Raw genomic sequence first — 20,959 nt, forward strand, 5'->3', positions numbered from 1 at the left:
GGCGAAGCCCCTGGGACGGGACAAGTAAGGGCGGCGGGGGCGAGACCCGAGGGGGCCCTACGGGAAGCGACCCGCAGCTCGTGATGGCCCTCTGAACCCGATCGTCCGAATGGTCGCCGGGTAAGGGAACGGTAAAGCGGTCCCGCTCGTTCACCCGGCATGACAGCTATGACCCCCGGCTCGAACATCCCCCTGTCCGCCGCCCGCGTGACGGTGGACGTCGCCGCACCGGTGCGGCTCGACGTATCGGGCCTGCTGCTCACCGCCGACGGCAAGGTGCGCTCCGACGACGACTTCATCTTCTACAACCAGCCGAGCGGACCGGGCGTGACGTACCGCTCGGGCGGCGGTACGGCTCCCGACGCGATCACGGTCGACACCACCGCCGTGCCCCCGGGCATCGAGAAGATCGTGGTCACCGCGAGCCCGGACGCCGCGGGCCAGACCTTCCAGGGCATCGAACCGACGGCCACGATCCGCAACGCCGACGACAACAGCGTCCTGGCCACGTTCACTCCCCCGCAGCTCGGCACCGAGACGGCGCTGGTGGTCATGGAGGTCTACCTCCGCAACGGCGCCTGGAAGGCCCGCGCGGTCGGCCAGGGCTATGCCAACGGGCTCGCGGGCATCGCGACCGACTTCGGCGTGACCGTGGAGGAACCGGCACCGGCCCCGGCCGCGCCGCCGCAGCCGATGGCCCCGCCCCAGCCGATGGCCCCACCGCCCGCCGCACAGCCGTCGATGGCACCCCCGCCGCCCGCCGCGCCCCCGGCCCCGCCCGCCCCGGCGCCCGGCACCGGGAAGATCAACCTCGACAAGGGCCGGGTCAGCCTCCAGAAGAACCAGACCGTGTCCCTGGTCAAGGGCGGCAGCCCGCTGCTCTCCCAGGTGAAGATGGGCCTCGGCTGGGAGCCGGCGTTCCGCGGCAAGGACATCGACCTGGACGCCTCGGTCATCGCATACGGGCCGCAGCGCAACCACATCGACAGCTGCTACTTCGGCAAGCTGACGATCCTGAACGGCGCGGTCAAGCACTCCGGCGACAACCTCACGGGCGAGGGCGGGGGCGACGACGAGGTGATCGTGGTCGACCTCGGCAGGCTCCCGCAGGAGGTCACCGGCCTGGTCTTCACGGTCAACTCCTTCTCCGGCCAGAAGTTCACGGAGGTCGCCAAGGCGTACTGCCGTCTCCTGGACGCCACGACCGGCGAGGAACTGGTCCGCTTCGACCTCACCAACGCCGAGCCGCAGACCGGCGTGATGATGGCCAAGCTGGTCCGGCAGTTCTCCGGCGAGTGGGACATGACCGCGATGGGCGACTTCGTCAAGGCCCGCACGGTCCGGAACATGGTGAAGCCGGCAGCCCAGGCGCTGTAACGGACGGTACGACGCCTACGGGCGCCCCCGACTCGAGGGGGCGCCCCGCGTTCGGTCCCGTCCGCCGGCGTCGTTCGCCAGTTCCAAGGCCGCCGCTACGCCGGCGTGGGTCAGGCGCAGGACGTCGACCGTCTCGACGTCGGCCCCCACCTACCTACAGCGCTTCCTCAGCCACGTCACCGTACCGCTCGATGATTTCCCGAGCGAAGGCAAGCAAGTCCTTCACACGCTGGCCACTTGGTTGCACCGACATCCACAGTTCCAGGTTCTCGGGACGGTTGTCGTCGCGGATTCCGTTCTTGTGGTGCACGCTTTCAACTCGTGGAAGGAGCGGTCGGCCAAGGACCTCCTCCATGACAAGCCGATGCTCAGGAACTCGCCTCCCGTTACGCCAGAAGATGCGGTATCCGTTCTGAAGACTGCCCGTAGGTTCACGGCCGTCCAAACCGCTCTTCCCTTGGCGAAGTCGGTTGTAGTGCAGGTGGCAATACCCTTGGCCACCGCCGTACCGCTCGCGCTCGCAGCCCTCGTGCCTGCACGGGGTCCCTCTGGGCGCCCACTCATACTGGGTGGCCAGTGGCGATCCGTGGATCCGCCGGCGCCGATAGTGAGTGCTGCACATGTCGCGCGCCTTGTGCGGCCGCGTACAGTCGGTGACACCGCAAGGACGGGGCGGAGATACGCCTGTCCCCGTATGGGCACCACCGCCTGCTGGATCGCCGTAAGCAAGCCAGCGTTGGTGGTGCAGATTGCAGTATCCCCGCCCTTTGTGCGGCCTCACACAGTCGCCGACTTCACATAACCTGGAATTCACGGCGCCATGCTGCCGAATTCACGGCCGCTCAGGCAAGCCATGGCCAACGCCCATCGCGGCCACTCTCAATCAGGGAAACCATGCGGAACGCGGCATCCGAAAGGCCGGCGAACACATGCCGGTTCCCCTTGCCCGACGGGCCGTGGCCCGCGTGGTAGCCGGCCAGGTTCCAGGTGTAGACCGGGACGTCGCCCGGGACCTGCTCGGTCGGCTCGCCGTGCACGTTGTACGCGTACTGCTCGTCGGTGACGATCAGCACCCGGTCCTGCCCCCGGTAGTGCGCGCGGATCGCCGAGGTGGTGTCGGTACCGCCCAGGTCGCCGAAGCGGCCCAGGATCTTGAGCATCGACTCACCCTTGTCGTACGACAGGCGCCGGCTCGTGGTGCCGAACTCGACGAGGTCGGCGTCCGCCGCCCGCACCGCGAGCGCCGTGCCGAAGATCGCCGCCGCGTCGGCCCGGTTGAGCTCCGAGCGGTCCGACAGCCGCGCCCACATCGAGCCCGAGCGGTCCACGAGGACCAGCGTCCGGCCGGGCAGCGCGGGCACGTTGGCCAGCGAGTGACCGAGCGCCTGCTCCAGCGGGTACGCCCAGCGCAGCGACGGGGCGTGCTGGTACGCGGCCAGGTACCGGAAGGGGTACTGGCGCGAGCGCGCCACCTCCGCCGGGTCGCTGATCTTCGCGGCGACCCGGGCGGCGACCTCGTCCGAGACTCCCGCCTCGTCGAAGTTCCGCAGGTTGCGAACGAGCGCCATCGCGCCCATGGACGGGATCACGGCCTCCCAGGCCGCCTTGTCCATCGGGCCCTGCAGCCAGCCGGCCAGCGCTTCCCAGGTGATCCCGGCCGCCGCGAGCCGCTCGGCTCCGTCGGGCGCCGTGACGACCGCCCGGCGCTCCCGCACCGGTACCGCCATCAGCTCGCGGTGCGCGGTGAGGACGCGGTTCGAGGCGGGCGGCACGGCGGTGTCCGGGTTGTGCCGGCGGTCCAGCGCATACTGGAACAGCTCGCCCTGCCACGGCTTGTCCGGGTCCGGCACCGCGTGCACCAGGTTGAGGATGTCGCCGAAGCGGTAGCCCTTGGACGCGGTGTCGTACTTCAGCAGCGACTTGCCGTGGTAGAGCCGTCGTACGGCATCTGCGATACCGCGCTTGACCGGCTTGGGGACGGTGCGGCCGTAGGTCGCGGTCCAGTAGGCGAGCAGCTCGCCGGGCTCGTCCGGACGCTGCAGTACGGAAGCGATGACCTGCCGGTTCGACGGGCCCTCAGTCGCGCCCGTGTCCAGACGGGCCTTCACGTACTCGGCGGCGCCCACGATCGCGGCCGTACGGATGTTGCCCTCGCCGCGCAGCCAGCCGAGCAGTCCTGCCGTCCACGACGGGTCGGTGACGGCGAGCTTACGCACGAGCGCGGCGAACCGGTCGTCGCGGTCGGCGCCGCTCTCGTAGAAGGTCTGCTGCGAGACGAAATTGGCGACGGCCAGAAGAAAGAGCTCGGAGCGCGCGTCCCGCTCGTGACCGCGGCCGCCCTCGTATGTACGGAGCACTCGTCCCGTGGACGTCACCCGCGAGGTCGGCTGCGCCTTGGCGGCCTTGGTGTTGAATCGTGCCATGCTGAATTCCCCCGAATTCATTTCCGTTTCGGAGGGAGGCGCAGCAAAAGGAAGGTGCCCGAGATCAGGAGTCGGCGACGGACTAAGCCAGGTGCTCTACCCAATTGAGCTACACCGACCCGAAGTCGATGACGGGACTCGAACCCGCAACCGCCCGATCCAATGAAGTAACCGCTGCCTGCGCACCGGGCACCCACCTTGAACTGCGCCTCCCGAGATCAAGTCGGCTGCGGCCCTGGAATCTCTTTGCAAAAGAAGTAGCCGCTGCCTGCGCACCGGGAGGTGCATGAAGTTGTGGTGTCCAGAGATCGAAGTCGGCGGAACCGACAAAGGTGCTCTAACCCCTGAGCTACACCGGCCTGTTGTACCGGTGGCGGGACTCGAACCCGCGGCCGCCCCATTATCAGTGGAAGTAGGTCCTGCCTTCGCACCTGGACGTTCATCACTCTAGGAGGGGGCCGCGGGACGGGCCAGCGAATTAATTTCCCGTCAGAAGGTCAGCCGCGCCGCTGACGCTTCCAGGGCCCCGTGATGGCCAGCATGATGCCCGGGTCCTGGATGTTGGCGAACAGGGTCTTTCCGTCGGGTGAGAAGGTGGCGCCGGTGAACTCGCTGTACTCGGGCTTGTCCGGGGTGCCGCCCGCCGCGGTAGCGGCTGATGTAATCGCCAGGTCGTTGCGGGCGATCGGGTAGGTGCGGCCGCTGTCCGTGGCGCCGAAGAGGTGCTGGACGCCCTCGCCGTCCTCGGCGATGACGAGGCCGCCGTACGGGGAGACGGTGATGTTGTCGGGGCCGTCGAAGGCGCCGTCCTTGGCCGGGTCGGGGTTGACGCCGAGGAGGACCTTCAGGGTCAGGGTGCGGCGCTTGGGGTCGTAGAACCAGACCTGGCCGTCGTGCTGGGCGGGGCTCTCCGCGCGGGCGTACGAGGAGACGATGTAGGCGCCGCCGTCGCCCCACCACATGCCCTCCAGCTTGCGGGCGCGGGTGACCTCGCCGTCGGTGAACTGCTTGCGGACGGAGGTCGTCTTCGCGTCGCGGTCGGGGACGTCCACCCAGTCGACGCCGTACACGGTGCCGATCTTCGTGGCGCGGGAGAGGTCGTCGACGAACTGCCCGCCGGAGTCGAAGCACTTGAACGCCTGCAGTGCGCCGGCGTCGTCGGCGAGGGTGCGCAGCTTGCCGCGGCCGTGGCAGAAGCCCTTCGGCGGGGTCCAGCGGTACAGGAGGCCGTTCGGGCCGGCGGCGTCCTCGGTCAGGAGCAGGTGGCCGCGCTTGGGGTCGACCGCGACGGCCTCGTGGGCGTAACGGCCCAGCGCCTTGATGGGCTTGGGGTCCCGGTTGGCCCGGTGGTCCGCGGGGTCGACCTCGAAGACATAGCCGTGGTCCTTGGTCATGCCGCTCTGGCCGGCCTTGTCCTCGGTCTCCTCGCAGGTGAGCCAGGTACCCCAAGGGGTGTGGCCGCCCGCGCAGTTGGTGGAGGTGCCGGCGATGCCGACCCACTCGGCGACCTTGCCGTGCCGCACCTCGACGACCGTGCAGCCACCGGAGGCGGCCGGGTCGTAGACGAGGCCCTCGGTCAGCGGCACCGGGTACTTCCAGTCGGCGCGCGGGCCCTTCAGCTCATGGTTGTTGACGAGGAGGGTCGCGCCGCGCGGGCCGTCGAAGGTGGCGGTGCCGTCGTGGTTGGACGGGGTGAACTCGCCCGATTCCAGCTTGGTCTTGCCGCTGTACGTGATGATCTCGTACGTGAACCCGGCGGGGAGCGCGAGGATGCCGTCCGGGTCGGGGAGCAGCGGCCCGTATCCGACCCCGCCGTGGGCGGTGGCCGAGTCCTCGCCGACGCTCTCGGTGTCCGTGGACGCGAGGGCGTTCGGCGCGGTGGCGAGGGCGCCGACGCTGCCCGCCAGCGCGACCCCGGCACCGGTGATCGCGGATTTTCTGGCGAAGTCCCTGCGAGTGAGCGACATGGTGTCTCCTGTGACGGTGGGATGCCGTGGAGGGTGGCGGGCCTCGGTCCGCGAAACGCTCCCGCCCGTCCCTGAACGGGAGTTGAACACCGGGCGACGACAACGGGCCCGCTTCCATGAATCCGTTTACGTCTTCCCACGGGACTCAAAAGTCACTCCGGCCCGTGGAATTTGTCGGAGGATTCTTCGTAAAGAAGGTCAACAGGTACGGGTCGTCCCTCATCCCATGATTTACGGCGGAGTGCCTTGACCGGCGGTGCGCCCGGCAATAGACACCTACTACCAAGCACCCGGGGGAGGCGAGCCGAAGTGGACGCACGTCGCGCGCGCAGCCTCCATGAGGGCCGGCTGTTGGGCCTGCCCAATGTGACGGGGGTCGGGACCGGGAAGGACGAGCACTCGGGTGGGGACGTCATCGTCGTCTTCGTGACCCGCAAGGTGCCCCGGGACCGGCTCAGGGACGAGGACGTGGTTCCGGACGAACTCGACGGCGTACCCGTGCGCGTGCTCGCCATCGGCGAGGTCTCCGCGCAGGAGTGACGGCCGATCGGCCCCCGGGACCGCGTACACACCGGGGAAGAGGTGGTCTGGCCGTGACGATCCGGCCCGAACTGATGCGAGGACCGACCGGCGGACAGCTCAGTGACAGCTCACGACGGCAGGCGTCGCAGGACTTCCTGCGGCGCGAGCAGCCGCCGGCGAACGTGGTCGGCTTCGGCCACGGCGTGAAGTGGAGCGGCGGCGAACCGACCGGCGAGGAAGCCGTGCTGGTGTTCGTGACGCAGAAGCTGCCGGAGTCGATGCTGCCGGAACGGGATGTGATCCCGTACCGGATGGACGACGGCACGCCCACGGACGTGGTCGCGGTCGGCCATGTCTCCGCGCAGCCGCAGAGGCGGCTGGCGGGCCTCGGGCCCGACGCGCGGAGCGAGGTGGGGTACGGCCCGGACGGCCGGGCCGGCGAAGAGCTCGCGCGGCTGTCCCTGCCGCTCCTGGAGGAGCCGCCCGGACCGGCGGTGTTCGAGCCGCAGATCCTCAGGCGCCGTATGCGGCCGTGCCCTTCGGGCTTCTCGGTCGGCAACGTCCGGGTGACCGCGGGCACGCTGGGCAGCGTGGTGTACGACTTCCTGCCGGGCGCGACGGTCGACCCGCCGGGGCCCGGTCTGGGCGTTCCGGCGAAGTTCTACATCCTGTCCAACAACCATGTGCTGGCCGACTCCAACCGGGCGCAGCAGGGCAGCCCGATCGTGCAGCCGGGGGTGTACGACGGCGGTACGGACCCGGCGGACCGGATCGCGACGCTCGACCGGTACATCGCCATCGCCTTCGCCCCGCAGGTCCCGCTGGACCGGCACAACAACGTGGTGGACTGCGCCCTGGGCGTGGTGGACTTCCAGGACGCCACACGGGAGCAGTACTTCAGCGGGGCACCGCGTGCCTGGCGGCGCAAGGCCAATGTCGCGGTGGGCGACCTGGTGAAGAAGACCGGACGCACCACCAACATCAGCTTCGGCCGGATCATCGCGGTCGACGCGACGGTCGACGTCAACTACGGCACGGCGGGCACGGCCCGCTTCAAGGACCAGATCCTGACGACGAACATCTCGGCGGGCGGCGACTCGGGCTCGCTGGTCACCTCGCTCGACGAGGTGGCCGTGGGCCTGCTGTTCGCGGGTTCGTCGGTGGTGACGATCGCCAACCACATCGAGAACGTCCGCGCGCTGCTGCGCGTCGAGGTCGCCGAGCGGCTGGCCTGACGGTCACTCACATCTCTACGAGGGGAGGCATGTTCCCATGACGACACAGGCACGCCGACGGCGGGGCTCCGAGGCCGAGCACCGCTTCCACAACGCGCAGGGCGCGGAGGTCAAGACGCGCGACGAGGCGTTCGCGGCACGGCAGGAGGTGTCGGCGGAGGCCCTGTCCACGTCCGCGAGGCTGGAACTGCACAACGGGGCGGTCACCTTCGCGATGGAGGTGACGTACGACCCCAACAGCCATCCGTACGTCGTCCTCGGCGGCCGGATCACTTCCGGGATCTGCGGCGCCCCGTGGGACATCACGGGCGGCTTCATCGGCGACACGATCCGGCTGGACGCCAAGCGCGCGGGCCAGGGCAGCTGTGCCGACACGATCACGATCGTGGGCGAGTACCAGAACCCGCCGGCCTACCGGGGCACGTACGGCTTCAACGGGTCGACGTCGTCGTTCCGGCACACGACGGTGTACCACTGCTGAGGCCTTCGGGCGCGACCCACGTCCGGCGGGCGTGGGTCGCGCTCACGCTCAGTACCCCTGCTGGGAGCGGGCCTTGAACGCGGCCTTGCGTGCTTCCTTCGCGACCTTCTTGTCCGGGTGCAGCCGGCCCATGGCCTCCAGCACGTCCGCCGTCGCCGGGTGCTCCACGCGCCAGGCCGTCGCGAAGAAGCCGCTGTGCTGCTGGGCCAGGCCCGCCACCAGGGCCCGGAGTTCCTCGGAGTTGCCCTCGGCCTGGAGCTGGGCGGCCACGGTGTCGATGGTCAGCCAGAACACCAGCTCCGGCGACGGCGCGGGCACGTCGGGGGCGCCCCGCTCGCTCAGCCAGACCCGGGCCAGTCCGCCGAGTTCGGCGTCGTCGAGCACCTCCCGCAGCGCGGGCTCGGCCTCCGCGCCGACCAGTGACAGCGCCTGCTGGCAGCGCAGCCTGCGCAGCGGCGCGCCGGCGTCGCCGCCCCGGGCGGCGGCGAGCAACTCCCGTGCCGCGGCGAGAGGTTCGCGGCGGGTCAGCCACTGCTCGGTCTCGGCCAGGGCCGCACCCGGCGGGAACAGGGAGGTGCCGTCGAGCAGGACGTCGGCGCCCTTGTCGGCGAGTTCACCGACCGCGGGCGCCGCGAAGCCGGCCTCCAGCAGCCGCGCCCGCAGCCCGTATGCGCCGAGCGGGGTGAGCCGGACCATGCCGTAGCGGGCGACGTCGGTCTCGTCGACGGGTGCCGCCGCCTGCTCCTCGTCGGTGTCGGCCATCAGCGCCTCGTCGACCGGCTGGTACTCCACGAGCCCGGCCGGCTCCAGCATCCGGAACTGGTCGTCGAGACGCATCATCGCGTCGGAGACCTGCTCCAGGACGTCGTTGGTGGGCTCGCCCATGCCGCTGGGCACGATCATGGAGGCGGCGAGGGCGGGCAGCGGCACCGGGGCCTCGCCGGGGCCGTCCTCCCGGACGGTCAGCAGATAGAGGTTCGCGAGGACGCCGTCAAGGAAGTCCGCCTCGGCCTCCGGGTCCCAGCCGAGTGACGCGAAATCGACCTCGCCGCCCTCGTCCAGGGTGTCGACAATACCGTCCAGATCGGGCACGGTCGCGTCGGCGACGACGGTCTCCAGGGCCGTGAGCCACACCGCGAGCACGTCGTGCGGCGAGCCGCCGGTGAGCTGCCTCAGCTCCTCCCCCGCCGCCACGGTCCCGGCCTCCTCGTCGACCACCTCGACCAGCCCGGTGTCCACGGCGACCCGCCAGGCCTCACTGGCGCAGGCCGCGGCGTCGTCCCCGGTCAGCCCCAGTGTCTCGGCCGCGGCCGGCAGCTGCTCGTCGACCAGGCCACCGCCGGCGTCCACCCGGGTCCCGGGCCCCGCCCAGCGGGCGAGCCGGGCCGCCCGGGAGAGCAGCGGCGTGGACAGCGCGGCGCGCGCCAGCTCCGCTTCGGGGTGCAGCCGCACCGGCGGCAGGGGGGAGCTGTCTGACATCGGCTGGTTCTCCTCGGGCCATGAAAGGACTCAGCCGCTCAGCCTAGACGGATTTCCACCCATGCCGCCCGGTTCATCTCTCCTTCGACCCCCGTACATGGCCGAAACCTTGACAACTGCCTTGATCAGGCAGGAGATTGACGCGCGTAGAAGTCGGGGGACAACTGTTCACTGTTTTTCTACGCGTGTCACACTGCCGCCGCGTGTCATGCGCACTCCAAATGTCCAGCCTCGTCCCGGCGCTCACGTTCATCCCCGGAGGGATCCCCTTGCCGAGCAGGTCTTCCGCGCGTCTCGCCGCGCTCACCGTCGCCGCGGTCTGTTCCGCGGCGTCCACCGTCGTCCTCACGTCGCCCGCGCACGCGGACGCGGTGCGCATCCATGACATCCAGGGCAGCACCCGTATATCGCCGTACGCCGGCCAGAAGGTGACCGACGTGCCGGGCATCGTCACGGCCACCCGCACCTACGGCTCCTCCAAGGGCTTCTGGCTCCAGGACCCGACCCCGGACGACAACCCGGCCACCAGCGAGGGTGTGTTCGTCTTCACGAGCTCCGCGCCGAAGGTCGCCGTCGGCGACTCGATCACGGTCGCCGGCACGGTCTCCGAGTACGTCCCCGGCGGTGCCTCGTCCGGCAACCAGTCGCTCACCGAGATCACCAAGCCGACGATCACCACCGTCTCCACCGGCAACGCGGTCCCGGCCGCCACGGTGATCGACGCCAGGTCGGTCCCGGCGCGGTACACCCCCGCGGGCGACACCGCGGCAAGCGGCTCCATCAACGCCCTGGCGCTGGACCCGTCGAAGTACGCCCTGGACTACTACGAGTCCCTGGAGGGCATGAACGTCCAGGTCGCCGACACCCGTGTGGTCACCGCGACCGACCCGTACAGCGAGCTGTGGGTCACGGTGAAGCCGCGCGAGCACCGCACCCACCGGGGCGGCACGCTCTACGGCTCCTACGAGTCCCAGAACACCGGCCGGCTGCAGATCCAGTCGCTGGGCTCGACCGCCGACTTCCCGAAGGCGAACGTCGGCGACACCCTGGAGGGCACCACCACCGGCCCGCTGGACTTCAACCAGTACGGCGGCTACACCCTCGTCGCGAGCAAGCTCGGCACGCTGAAGAGCGCCGGCCTGGAGCGGGAGACGACCCGCAAGCAGGCGCGCGGCGAGCTGGCGGTGGCGACGTACAACGTCGAGAACCTGGACCCGTCGGACGCCACCTTCGACAAGCACGCGGCCGCGATCGTGAACAACCTGCAGTCGCCCGACATCGTGTCCCTGGAGGAGATCCAGGACAACAACGGCGCCAAGGACGACGGCACGGTCAGCGCGAGCGAGACCGTCGGCAAGCTGATCGACGCGATCGTCGCGGCGGGCGGCCCGAAGTACGACTGGCGCTCCGTCGACCCGGTCAACGACCAGGACGGCGGCGAGCCCGGCGGCAACATCCGCCAGGTGTTCCTGTTCAACCCGGAGCGGGTGTCCTTCGTGGACCGCGCGGGCGGCGACTCCACCACCGCGGTCGGCGTCACCAAGGTGCACGGCAAGGCCCAGCTGACGGCCTCCCCGGGCCGGATCGACCCGACGAACGCGGCCTGGACGAACAGCCGCAAGCCGCTGGCCGGCGAGTTCGTCTTCCGCGGCAAGACCGTCTTCGTGATCGCCAACCACCTCAACTCCAAGGGCGGCGACCAGGGTCTGACGGCGCAGTACCAGCCGCCGGTGCGCAGCTCGGAGATCCAGCGCCACGCACAGGCGACCGAGGTGAACGCGTTCGTGAAGGACATCCTGTCCGTGCAGCGGAACGCGAACGTCATCGCGCTCGGCGACATGAACGACTTCGAGTTCTCCGGGACCACGCAGATCCTCGAGGGTGACGGCGAGCTGTGGTCGGCGATCAAGTCGCTGCCGAAGAGCGAGCGTTACACCTACGATTACCAGGGCAACCAGCAGGTCCTGGACCAGATCCTGGTGAGCCCGTCGATCCGGCGCGGCTGCGACCTGGACTACGACTCCGTGCACATCAACTCGGAGTTCAACGACCAGATCTCCGACCACGACCCGCAGGTGCTGCGGTTCCGCCCGTAACCGGGTCCGGGGACCTCAGGACTGGCTGAACACGCCGTTCAGCCAGTCCTGCCAGGCGGTCTCGTTCGTCTCGGCATCGGCGTCCGGCGCGAAGTCGTGGACGCTGATGCCGAGCGGCGCGCCCCAGTGGCCGCGGCCGAAGAAGCGGATGAGGGCACTGTCGGTGCGCAGCCCGATGAAGTACGGGTTGCGGTAGTCGAGTACGGCGTCCAGGGTCCGTCCGCCGGGCCCCTGGGCGGCGACCTTCGTGCCCGCAGCCGCGTCGTCCGCGAGGCCGAGCGCATGGCCGACGGCGGCGAGCGCCCGCGGGGTCTGCGAGGCCGCGGGCCCCTCCAGCTGGGCGAAGGTGACCGGGCGGGGCGCGAAGTGCGTGATGTACTCGCACAAGGTGTGCAGATAGAAGTTGGTGTGCTTGCTCGCGCCGTCGTACTGGTTGTTCCAGTCGTCGGTGAAGATGCCGCTGTGGACATAGCGCACCCAGGCGCGCCGGCCCTCGTCGCGGGGCTCGATCGTGTAGTCGAGCTGGTTGAGGGACTGGACCGGGAAGCCGACGTCCTCGCTGCGGTTGGTGTAGCGGTGGGGCGGGTCCCAGGCGGTGACGGTGGAGCCGAAGGGCCCGCTGCCGCCCACCCGCGGCTCGGGCGGGTCCATCGGCCACAGATAACCACCGGTTCCGGTGGTGACCGCCTCCCACACCTTCTCGGGCGGCGCGTCGACCTCAAACTCGCGGACGATCTCGAATTCCTTGGACATGGTGGGACTCCTGCGGACTACTGGTCCGGTTCGGGGGTGGGCCGGTCCTTGACCGTGGGATGGATGGCGACGACGATCCGGTGGTCCCGGCCGCCCTCCGCGTCGGGGGCGTCGTACTTGCGGATCAGGGCGCTCACGCCCGCCGTCAGTTCCTGGACGAAGGCCGCGCGGTCGGCGGCCGAGGCGAAGCGGACCTCGCCGTCCAGCGCGTAGGTCGCCAGCGGCCTGCGCGCCTTCGTCGCGCCGGTGATCAGCGTGCCGACGTCCCGCACCAGGCGGGCGCCGAGCGCGAGCAGCCAGCGCGCGGAGAGCTGGTCGCGGAAGCGGTCCGGGTCCGGCTGCACGGGGGCGAGCGCGAGCGGCGAGATGACGTACGACGCGGCGGTCGCGCGCATCAGCCGCTCGGTGACATTGCCCTTGCGGCGCTCCCCGGCCAGCTCGACCAGGCCGTGCCGCTCCAGTGCCTTCAGGTGGTAGTTCACCTTCTGCCGGGGCAGCCCGACCCGGCCGGCCAGCATCGCGGCCGACGCGGGTTCGGCGGCCAGCTCGGCGAGGAGTCTGGCCCTGATGGGGTCCAGGGAGACGGCTGCGGCCTCGGGGTCCTCGATCACGGTCACGTCCAGCATGCGCCCACACTCTCACCGAAAACTTTTTTTGTCCAGGCGAGTGGAGTTTTCGGTGGGACGGTTGAAGAAGACGACACTGGCTCAGCGGAAAGTCGGCTCAGCGACGGCCGTGGTGGCCGTGATAGCTGTCACGGGCGTGGCTCCTGTGGCGCAAGGCGCTCGCCGCGACGGCCGCCATGCCCGCCGCAGCCCCGACGAGCAGCGCCGATCGCGGATGCCGCCGTCCGAATCCGACGGCGGCGCGTACCGGGGGCGGGGCACTCTGCTCGACGGTGTGCCCGGCGTGGGCAGCCCTGTCCTGGACGGCGTGCCCGGCCTGCGTGGCGCTGCTGCGCAGCTGCACGGTCATGGCACCCGCCTTGTCCCTGAGATCGGCGGCCCGTGCTCTGGCGCGCCCCTTCAGATCTCCCTTGCCCGCCAACTCCTCTGCGGTGTCACCGAGTCGGCTCCCGCTCTGTTCCATCTGCTGTCGCAGTTCCTCGGGACCCTTCGCGCCGGCCCCCTGCGGAGTCCTGTCGGTCATCGGTGCCCTCTTTTCACGGGTTTTCACGGTATTCCGATTCCTCACGGTTCCGGAACATCCGAGTACCCCGAGCGACGACCGTTAGCCCTTGTCCCAGCCACCCTCTCCCCCGGGCCCACGCTCCCCGAGCCGGGCCAACTGGGTCTGGAACCAGTCGAGGCGGGCCTGCAACAGGGCCGCCTCGGCGGCGAGTTCGGGGACACCGAGACCCTCGGGCCCGGCGAGACCGGCGAGGTCGGCAGGGCCGGCGGCGGGGAGGACACCGTCACGGTCCGCCACCACCCGCAGCCCGTCCCCGGCCAGCCGGGCGAAGACGGTGAGGGAGGCGGACGCACGGCCGCGCACGCAGCCCGCGCAGGCGGCCGTCAGGGCACGCCGGCCGGGCCTGCCCCAGCCCGCGTCGGCCAGCGCGGCCGCGGGCGCACCGCACGCACAGGGGCCGACGGTGGCCGTACGCACTCGCTGCCGGGCGTAGCGGAAGCCGCGCTCGAAGCGGATGTAGGCGCCGAGGACGGAGACCTCGAGCAGGACGGCCGCCCGGTGCTCCGTGGTGCACAGCAGCGCCTCGGCGGCCGTGCGGTCGTGCACGCAGTGGAAGCCGCAGTCGCACAGCCGCGCGGGCGGGCGGTGCCGTCGGCCGTAGACGCAGGACGCGTCGTCCAGCACTCCGTACGGCAGCGCGCCGCCGAGCGACACACCGGTGAACCCGGCCCTGGTGCCGTCCTGGGACAGCACCGGGTGGGCGATCTTGTATCCGGTCGGCGGCTCCGTCGGGCGTTCCGTGGGGAGCCGCAGTCTCATCGGGCGACCGGGACCTCTTCCGGCGCGGACGCCGCCGGTTCGACGGTCCGCTCGGGGAGTTCGGGTTCTTCCTCGTGGACGAGCGGCCGCTCCTCGGCGACTCCGGTGGCCAGTGCCTTGCCGAGCTTCATGGCGCCTCCCATGACCTGGGATCGGTGACCGTCCGACCCATGGTGACCCATGAGCCGCCGGGTTGGACATAGGGCCGGAGGCCTGCGCGAGAGCACCACTTCAGCGCTGCTTAGCAATACATCGTAGAAGATTTAAGTAGAGCTTCACGATGGTCGTGCCGAGACTGCTCCCATGACGAACATGACGAACCCGGGCAGGACCGACGCTCCTTTCGGCCGCGCCCTCTGCGCGATGATCACGCCCTTCACCGAGTCGGGCGCGCTCGACCTCGACGGTGCCGGAAGACTCGCCGACCGGCTGGTGGCGGAGGGCTGCGACGGGCTGGTGCTCAACGGGACGACGGGCGAGTCACCCACGACGACGGACACCGAGAAGGCGGAGCTGGTCCGGGCCGTCCGGGCGGCCGTCGGCGAGCGCGCCTCGATCATCACGGGTGTCGGCACCTCCGACACCCGGCACACTGTCGAACTGACCCTCGCGGCCGAAAAGGCGGGAGCCGACGGGGTGTTGGTGGTGACGCCGTACTACAGCAGGCCGCCGCAGGACGCCGTGGAGGCGCACTTCCGTGCGGTCGCCGACGCGAGCGGCCTGCCCGTGATGCTGTACGACATCCCGGACCGCACCGGCACCCGCGTCGAGCCGGAGACGGTGATCCGGCTGGCGGAGCACCCCCGGATCGTGGCGGTCAAGGACTGCTCCTACGACTTCCTCGGCACCCAGAAGGTGCTGGCGCGCACGGAGTTGGCGTACTACGCGGGATGCGACGAGCACATCCTGGCCCTGTACGCGGTGGGCGCGGCGGGCTGCGTGAGCACGGTCGCGAACGCCGTACCGCGCCGCGTGGCGGAGATCCTGGAGGCGTTCGAGGCGGGCGACACGGCCGCCGCCGCCAGACTCCAACAGCGGGCCACCCCCCTGATCGAGGCGATGATGAACGGTGGCCTGCCGGGCACGGTCACCGCCAAGTCCCTCCTGAACGAACTCGGCCTGCCCGCGGGCCCGCCGCGCGCACCGCTGCGGCCCGCCGGCCGGGAGGCGACCGACGGGCTGCGGACGGTGTACGAGGAGCTCGTGGCCGCGTGATCAGCGCTCGGCGAAGACGGGCTCCCAGGTCCGGAGCGAGAAGGGGTCGTTCACCTCGCTGACGCCGCTGAGCGGTACGACCTTGTCGCTGCCGATGGTGACCAGCACGAGCCGGGGCCGGTACGGCTCCTCGAGGCTCGTGACCCGCTCCCAGGCGATGAGCCGCTTGTCGTCGGCCCAGGCGAGCAGGTGGCCTCCGCGGACCTTGGTGATCTCCTTGCCCGTACGGGGATCACGGATCGAGGAGTACGACTTGCCGGGGGCGACCTCCTTCGTCAGACCGAGGGCAGCGAGCCGGCCGTTCGGGGACAGCCGCGCCCCGACGTCCCACCGCAGGTACTTCTCGTTCGCGGGGGCGGGGACCTCCTTCCCGGCAAGGTCGTAGAACTGCTCCGTACCGTCGTGCTTCCCGACGACCCTCGCGTACACCAGGGCACCATCACGGCTGAAGGCGAAGTCCTCACGGGCGTTGAGGTTGCGGCCCGCCGCCACACCAGTCCAGGAACCCTTGCCGGAGGCCACGTCGAGGACGACGAATCCGGTCCGGACCTTGCCTCCGAGCCGCGGCATCCAGGCGGTGTGGCTGCCTCCTTTGCCATGGACCATGGTCTTGTCGACCAGATCGGGGTTGTCCTTGTAGGTCGTGGCAACCAGCTTGCTGCCGTCGCGCGAGAACGCGAGCCCTCCGACGCCGTGGGCCACCGGGATCCACCGCTCGACCTCCCCCGTCGCGAGGTCGAGCAGACCGATCCGCGAGGCCGGCAGCTTGCGTTCCAGCACGGCGGCGGTCCGCAGGCCCGGGGCGACGGCCACGTACGACCACCGGGTGTCCTTCTCGTACCTGCCGACCTTCTCGTTCAGCAGCCGGTACGTGCGTACGACCACCCCCCGGTCGCCGGTCTGCGGGACCACGCTCGCCGTGGAATAGGCGGCCAGCACCGCGTTCCCGGCCGCGATCATGTCGCGCGGCGGCGACTGGTCCTGGTGGGCCGACACCCGGTCCTGACCGAGCACCCTCGCGGGCCGCGCCTCGCCCCTGCCGGAGTCCAACAGCGGCACCCCGACCGCCACGACGACGACCGCGGCGGTGGCCACGGCGACGGACACGAACCGGCGGGCGCGGCGGCGACGCCGTACGGCCAGGACCCGGTCGGTGAAACCGTGCCCGAGCGGCTGCTGTTCGGCCGCCTGTTCCCGCAGTGCGTCACGCACCAGTTCCTCGACGTTCACGACCGCACCTCCACGGGCGAGTGGTCACGGGACGGAATCTCCCTGCCGCGGTCCGGGCCGAGCCCGTCCAGCTCGGGCGCGAGGGCGCGCAGCCTGGCCAGGGAGCGATGGGTGGTGGACCGTACGGTGCCGACGGAGCAGCCCAGTATCCGGGCCACGTCGGCCTCCGGCAGATCCTCGAAGTAGCGCAGCACCAGCACGGTGCGCTGGCGGGCGGTGAGCCGGGAGAGGGCGGCGCGCAGCACGAGGCGCAGTTCGGCGGCGTTGGAGCCGTCCGGGGCGTGGCCGGCCTCCGGCGGCTCGGCCACGGTGACCTCCCGCCGCCGCCACTTCAGCCGCCAGCGGCTGACCTGTTGGCGGTACAGGATCTGCCGTACATAGGCCTCGGGTTCGTCGATCCGCTGCCAGCGGCCCGCCGCCTTGACCAACGCGTTCTGCAACAGGTCCTCGGCGGCGTGCCGGTCCCCGCCGGTCAGCAGCACCGCCGTCCGCAGCAGTGCCGTCGAACGGCCGGCCACGAACTCCCGGAAGCTCTTCGCTGCCTGCGCATCCATCGTCACCTTCACATCCTGGGCGGACCGAACCCGGTGCCCGGCCCCCGTACCCCTTGTGACGCGCGCGGGACTCCACCGCTATGCCTGCCGCGTCCGAAGAAATTCCACGGGACCTCGGACCGATGCTGCCGTACGTTGTCCCCGTGAGCCGCCCCCTGCTCTTCCTCGATGTCGACGGCCCCCTCAACCCGTACGCGGCACAGCCCGAGCGGCGGCCCGAGGGCTATACGACGATCAGGGTGACCGTGGACCCCGGGCGCACACTGCGGGTGTGGCTCAACCCGGACCACGGCCCGGCACTGCTGCGTCTCGGCTACGACCTGTGCTGGGCGACCACGTGGATGGACGCCGCCAACCGCCATATCGCCCCGGTGGTCGGCCTGCCCGAGCTGCCGTACGTCGACTTCGGCAGCGCGCTGTTCGCCTGGCGGCCCGACGAGGTGCACTGGAAGACGGAGGCGATCGTGGCGTACGCGCAGGGCCGCCCCTTCGCCTGGGTGGACGACGAACAGAGCCCGGCCGACGCCACGTACGTGACCACACACCACCCCGGCCCCGCACTGCTCCACCACGTCAACCCACGCATCGGCCTACGCGAGGCCGACTTCACGGCACTGGCGGAGTTCGCGGGCCGGCAGGAGTAGCAGAAGTAACAGAGCGGCGGCGGTAAGGGCTCCGAGAACACCATTCATGCCATCTGCAGCCAATAGAACGGGAGTTGACACCCCGCCAGGCGCGGTAATACTGGAACCATCTCGGGCAGGCGAGTGGCCGCCCTCACACCCCAAGGGTGGAGGGGGGTTATTCGTAGGCCCGTGCCCGTAAAAAGAGCTAAGGGTACGTGCGCTTCCAAATAAGTTAGTTAGTCTAACTATGGAAATGGAGGGATGTGCCGACGCCCGAACAGCAGCCCGACATGCCCCAAAGGAGCAGGCCACCCGCGGCGCCTGGAAACGATGCGGGTGGCCCGTTGCTCACTTCCCTCTTACGGAACAGGAGCGGGACAAGTATGTCCGAAGGTAACGCGACACGAACAGCCGTACTGGTACGCGCCGGCATGTATGGAAGCGCGCTGACCGCAGGCGTTCTGCTGGTCCTCTTTGGTCACACCACACCGGTAGAGGCGTCTGGGTACGTCTCTCCCTTCCTTGTGATCTTCGAGCGAAGCAGCAGCCAACGCTCCGAGTGACGGGGGCGCTCCAAGACTCGTGCGGAACGACGGCGGCCTCTGGCCAGCTCACGACCGGAGGCCGTCAGAGCGGGTTCTTCCGGAAGGCCCGGTCCACGACGCCCCGGGTGCGGGCCTCGCCCCAGGGGTTCCAGTCGGCGCACGCCGCGAAGCGGGCGCCCCCCACAGCCACTTGTCAGCGCCGGGGCCGCCGACTCCGTACCTCGCCTCAGAGGCTCAGCGCCTCGACGACTGCCGGCTCGAGGCGAGGCACGTCCGCACGGTGCAGAGAGCCCTCCCAGAAAGTGGGGCATCCACCCGTGACACACGAACGCCCTCCCGGGCCGTCTTGGGGCCGTGGAAGGGCGTTGCATCGTGACCGACGTCTACCGCTGCCGCCGATGATCAGTTGTGGCTGTGCAGGATTTCGTTCAGGCCGCCCCATACCGCGTTGTTCGGGCGGGCCTCGACCGCGCCGGTGACCGAGTTGCGGCGGAAGAGGATGTTGGAGGCGCCGTTGAGGTCGCGGGCCTTGACGATCTGGCCGTCGGGCATGGTGATCCGGGTGCCCGCGGTGACGTACAGGCCGGCCTCCACCACGCACTCGTCGCCGAGCGCGATGCCCACGCCCGCCTCGGCGCCGACCAGGCAGCGCTCGCCGATGGAGATGATCACGTTGCCGCCGCCGGACAGCGTACCCATCGTGGAGGCGCCGCCGCCGATGTCCGAGCCGTCGCCGACCACGACGCCCGCGGAGATGCGGCCCTCGACCATGGAGGTGCCGAGCGTTCCGGCGTTGAAGTTCACGAAGCCCTCGTGCATGACCGTCGTGCCCTCGGCGAGGTGGGCGCCGAGACGGACCCGGTCGGCGTCGGCGATGCGGACGCCCTTCGGGGCGACGTAGTCCGTCATGCGCGGGAACTTGTCGATCGAGGTGACCTGGAGGTGCAGGCCCTCGGCGCGGGCGTTCAGGCGCACCTTCTCGATGTCGTCCACCGCGACCGGGCCCAGCGAGGTCCAGGCGACGTTGGCGAGGAAGCCGAACATGCCCTCCAGGCTCTGGCCGTGCGGCTTGACCAGGCGGTGGGACAGGAGGTGGAGGCGCAGGTAGACGTCGTGCGCGTCGATCGGCTTCGCGTCGAGGGAGGAGATGACCGTGCGGACCGCGACCACCTCGACGTCGCGGCGGGCGTCGGGGCCGATGGCCTGCGCGGCGCCCTCGCCGAGCAGCTCCACGGCCTTCTCGGCGGACAGCGACTCGGTGCCGGACGGACCGGGCTCCGCGACGAGCTCGGGGGCGGGGAACCAGGTGTCGAGGACGGTGCCGTCGGCGGCGATGGTGGCAAGGCCGGCGGCCACGGCGCCGGTGGTACGGGGAGCGTTCGTGTCGGTCATGAGGGAAAACTAACGCGAGGGGGGTCGTGCGGGCTAACCGGTGAGCAGGGCGTCTCATGTGCCGGTCGGCCCGGCCGAGTGCCGCAGGTGAGTCCGGGCAGGGGGCCCGCCTCGCCCCCCGTCAGGGAATCACCCTCGCCAGTACCTCCCGTGCGTACTCCTCGTCATAGGCCGCCCCCGTCAGCAGCACCTGCAGGCAGATGCCGTCCATCAGGGCGAGCAACGCCCGCGCGGTCACCGGATCCGTGTGGGCGGCCAGTCGCCTGGCCGTTTCCTCGGTCCATTCGGCGGCGACGGGGCGCAGGGCCGGGCGGCGCAGGGCCGCCAGGTACAGCTCGTACTCGAGTTCGACGCCCGGGCGGTCGCCGCCGAGCCACTCCCCCAGCACCCTCGCCAGCCCCGTTGCCAGGTCGCCCCCGGCGTCGTCCAGGACGCCGCTGCCCGCGAGGGCCTTGGCGAAGCCCTCGTTGGTCTGGCGCAGTGCAGCGACCATCAGTTCGTCGAGGGTCGTGAAGTGGTACGTCGTGGAGCCCAGCGGGACGTCCGCCTCGGCGGCGACGGAGCGGTGGCTCAGCCCGGCGATGCCCTTCTTGCCGACGACCCGGATCGCCGCGTCGATGATCCGCTGCCGCCGCTCGGGGTCGTAGCGCCGGGCCATCAGTGCGCGCCGCCCAGGTTCAGTACCACCACGCCCCCGATGATCAGCGCGATCCCGGCGACCTTCGCCACGCTCAGCCCCTCGCCGAACAGCGTCAGTCCGATGACCGCGATGGTCGCGGTGCCCACCCCGGCCCAGATCGCGTACGCCGTACCGATCGACACGGTCTTCAGGGTCCGGGCGAGCAGGGCGAACGACAGCACATAGCCCAAGGCCGTCAGCAGCGAGGGCCAGAGCCTGCTGAAGCCGTCGCTGTACTTCATCGCGGTCGTGGCCGCGACCTCGGCGGCGATGGCGCCGGCGAGCAAGAGGTATCCCATGTGTACAAGCGTACATAACCGGAGGACGGCAGTACATCCATAGGGGTTTCGGCGGCACGCGTGTACGCCTTGCGTGGAACACACTCCGTACATCCGGTGGTAACTCTGAGCGAATAGAACTCTCCGCGACCAGTCG

At 70.3% G+C, this 20,959-nt stretch carries 21 protein-coding genes; 7 read left to right on the forward strand and 14 right to left on the reverse strand.

Annotated features, from left to right (window positions below):
• The first annotated feature begins 168 nt into the window (after positions 1-168).
• Positions 169-1,377, forward strand: coding sequence for a TerD family protein (locus N8I87_RS09640; RefSeq protein WP_263216368.1), 1,209 nt, complete (start codon positions 169-171; stop codon positions 1,375-1,377).
• Positions 1,378-1,531: 154 nt separating this feature from the next.
• Here the strand turns inward: N8I87_RS09640 and N8I87_RS09645 are convergent, their stop codons facing one another.
• The 3 genes from N8I87_RS09645 to N8I87_RS09655 form a co-directional block, all read right to left on the reverse strand.
• A complete protein-coding gene (locus N8I87_RS09645) occupies positions 1,532-1,999 on the reverse strand; it encodes an HNH endonuclease (RefSeq protein ID WP_263207351.1) in 468 nt (155 codons plus the stop codon).
• Between the two features lie 220 nt (positions 2,000-2,219).
• Entirely contained in the window at positions 2,220-3,800 is a 1,581-nt protein-coding gene (locus tag N8I87_RS09650) for a TROVE domain-containing protein (protein WP_263207353.1), read from the reverse strand.
• Positions 3,801-4,297: 497 nt separating this feature from the next.
• Positions 4,298-5,767, reverse strand: coding sequence for a PhoX family protein (locus tag N8I87_RS09655; RefSeq protein ID WP_263207354.1), 1,470 nt, complete (start codon positions 5,765-5,767; stop codon positions 4,298-4,300).
• Between the two features lie 309 nt (positions 5,768-6,076).
• On the opposite strand from N8I87_RS09655, the gene N8I87_RS09660 reads away from it, so the two are divergent.
• Genes N8I87_RS09660 through N8I87_RS09670 form a run of 3 tightly spaced genes read left to right on the forward strand, consistent with a single transcriptional unit; the run spans position 6,077 to position 8,005 of the window.
• On the forward strand, positions 6,077-6,307 hold the full coding sequence (locus N8I87_RS09660) for a hypothetical protein (protein WP_263207355.1): 231 nt from the start codon (positions 6,077-6,079) through the stop codon (positions 6,305-6,307).
• 53 nt (positions 6,308-6,360) lie between these two features.
• Positions 6,361-7,524: a S1 family peptidase gene (locus N8I87_RS09665; protein ID WP_263207356.1), complete on the forward strand. Its 1,164-nt coding sequence runs from the start codon at positions 6,361-6,363 to the stop codon at positions 7,522-7,524.
• Positions 7,525-7,561: 37 nt separating this feature from the next.
• Positions 7,562-8,005: a hypothetical protein gene (locus N8I87_RS09670; RefSeq protein WP_263207358.1), complete on the forward strand. Its 444-nt coding sequence runs from the start codon at positions 7,562-7,564 to the stop codon at positions 8,003-8,005.
• 48 nt (positions 8,006-8,053) lie between these two features.
• On the opposite strand, the gene N8I87_RS09675 is transcribed toward N8I87_RS09670, so the two are convergent.
• Entirely contained in the window at positions 8,054-9,484 is a 1,431-nt protein-coding gene (locus N8I87_RS09675) for a hypothetical protein (protein WP_263207359.1), read from the reverse strand.
• Between the two features lie 269 nt (positions 9,485-9,753).
• On the opposite strand from N8I87_RS09675, the gene N8I87_RS09680 reads away from it, so the two are divergent.
• Complete coding sequence (locus N8I87_RS09680) at positions 9,754-11,580, forward strand: DUF8508 domain-containing protein (RefSeq protein ID WP_263207361.1); 1,827 nt, start codon at positions 9,754-9,756, stop codon at positions 11,578-11,580.
• A gap of 15 nt (positions 11,581-11,595) precedes the next feature.
• Here N8I87_RS09680 and N8I87_RS09685 read toward each other — a convergent pair whose 3' ends face one another.
• The 5 genes from N8I87_RS09685 to N8I87_RS09705 all read right to left on the reverse strand — a co-directional run bounded on the left by N8I87_RS09685 (position 11,596) and on the right by N8I87_RS09705 (position 14,414).
• Positions 11,596-12,333, reverse strand: coding sequence for an SRPBCC family protein (locus tag N8I87_RS09685; protein WP_263207363.1), 738 nt, complete (start codon positions 12,331-12,333; stop codon positions 11,596-11,598).
• A gap of 17 nt (positions 12,334-12,350) precedes the next feature.
• Positions 12,351-12,959 (reverse strand): ArsR/SmtB family transcription factor, encoded by a 609-nt coding sequence (locus N8I87_RS09690; protein WP_263207365.1) that lies wholly within the window; start codon positions 12,957-12,959, stop codon positions 12,351-12,353.
• Between the two features lie 97 nt (positions 12,960-13,056).
• Positions 13,057-13,482 (reverse strand): DUF3618 domain-containing protein, encoded by a 426-nt coding sequence (locus N8I87_RS09695; RefSeq protein ID WP_263207367.1) that lies wholly within the window; start codon positions 13,480-13,482, stop codon positions 13,057-13,059.
• 81 nt (positions 13,483-13,563) lie between these two features.
• Positions 13,564-14,283, reverse strand: a complete 720-nt coding sequence (locus N8I87_RS09700; protein WP_263207368.1) for a hypothetical protein — start codon at positions 14,281-14,283, stop codon at positions 13,564-13,566.
• Entirely contained in the window at positions 14,280-14,414 is a 135-nt protein-coding gene (locus N8I87_RS09705) for a hypothetical protein (protein WP_263207370.1), read from the reverse strand. The genes N8I87_RS09700 and N8I87_RS09705 overlap by 4 nt, the downstream gene beginning before the upstream one ends.
• 172 nt (positions 14,415-14,586) lie before the next feature.
• Between N8I87_RS09705 and dapA the strand changes: the two genes are divergently transcribed.
• Positions 14,587-15,498, forward strand: coding sequence for a 4-hydroxy-tetrahydrodipicolinate synthase (gene dapA, locus N8I87_RS09710; protein ID WP_263207372.1), 912 nt, complete (start codon positions 14,587-14,589; stop codon positions 15,496-15,498).
• Here the strand turns inward: dapA and N8I87_RS09715 are convergent, their stop codons facing one another.
• On the reverse strand, positions 15,499-16,728 hold the full coding sequence (locus tag N8I87_RS09715) for a WD40 repeat domain-containing protein (RefSeq protein ID WP_263207373.1): 1,230 nt from the start codon (positions 16,726-16,728) through the stop codon (positions 15,499-15,501).
• Positions 16,725-17,282, reverse strand: a complete 558-nt coding sequence (locus N8I87_RS09720; protein WP_263207375.1) for a SigE family RNA polymerase sigma factor — start codon at positions 17,280-17,282, stop codon at positions 16,725-16,727. Before N8I87_RS09720 ends, N8I87_RS09715 begins: the two co-directional genes overlap by 4 nt.
• A gap of 143 nt (positions 17,283-17,425) precedes the next feature.
• On the opposite strand from N8I87_RS09720, the gene N8I87_RS09725 reads away from it, so the two are divergent.
• Entirely contained in the window at positions 17,426-17,926 is a 501-nt protein-coding gene (locus tag N8I87_RS09725) for an HAD domain-containing protein (protein ID WP_263207376.1), read from the forward strand.
• A gap of 929 nt (positions 17,927-18,855) precedes the next feature.
• Here the strand turns inward: N8I87_RS09725 and dapD are convergent.
• From dapD to N8I87_RS09740, 3 genes are all read right to left on the reverse strand, one after another.
• A complete protein-coding gene (dapD, locus tag N8I87_RS09730) occupies positions 18,856-19,845 on the reverse strand; it encodes a 2,3,4,5-tetrahydropyridine-2,6-dicarboxylate N-succinyltransferase (protein WP_263207378.1) in 990 nt (329 codons plus the stop codon).
• A 121-nt stretch (positions 19,846-19,966) separates the two neighbouring features.
• Complete coding sequence (locus N8I87_RS09735; RefSeq protein ID WP_263207379.1) at positions 19,967-20,503, reverse strand: TetR/AcrR family transcriptional regulator; 537 nt, start codon at positions 20,501-20,503, stop codon at positions 19,967-19,969.
• On the reverse strand, positions 20,503-20,823 hold the full coding sequence (locus tag N8I87_RS09740; protein ID WP_263207381.1) for a DMT family transporter: 321 nt from the start codon (positions 20,821-20,823) through the stop codon (positions 20,503-20,505). The genes N8I87_RS09735 and N8I87_RS09740 overlap by 1 nt, the downstream gene beginning before the upstream one ends.
• Positions 20,824-20,959 lie beyond the last annotated feature (136 nt).

The sequence above is a fragment of the Streptomyces sp. HUAS 15-9 genome, assembly GCF_025642155.1.
Lineage (GTDB): Bacteria > Actinomycetota > Actinomycetes > Streptomycetales > Streptomycetaceae > Streptomyces.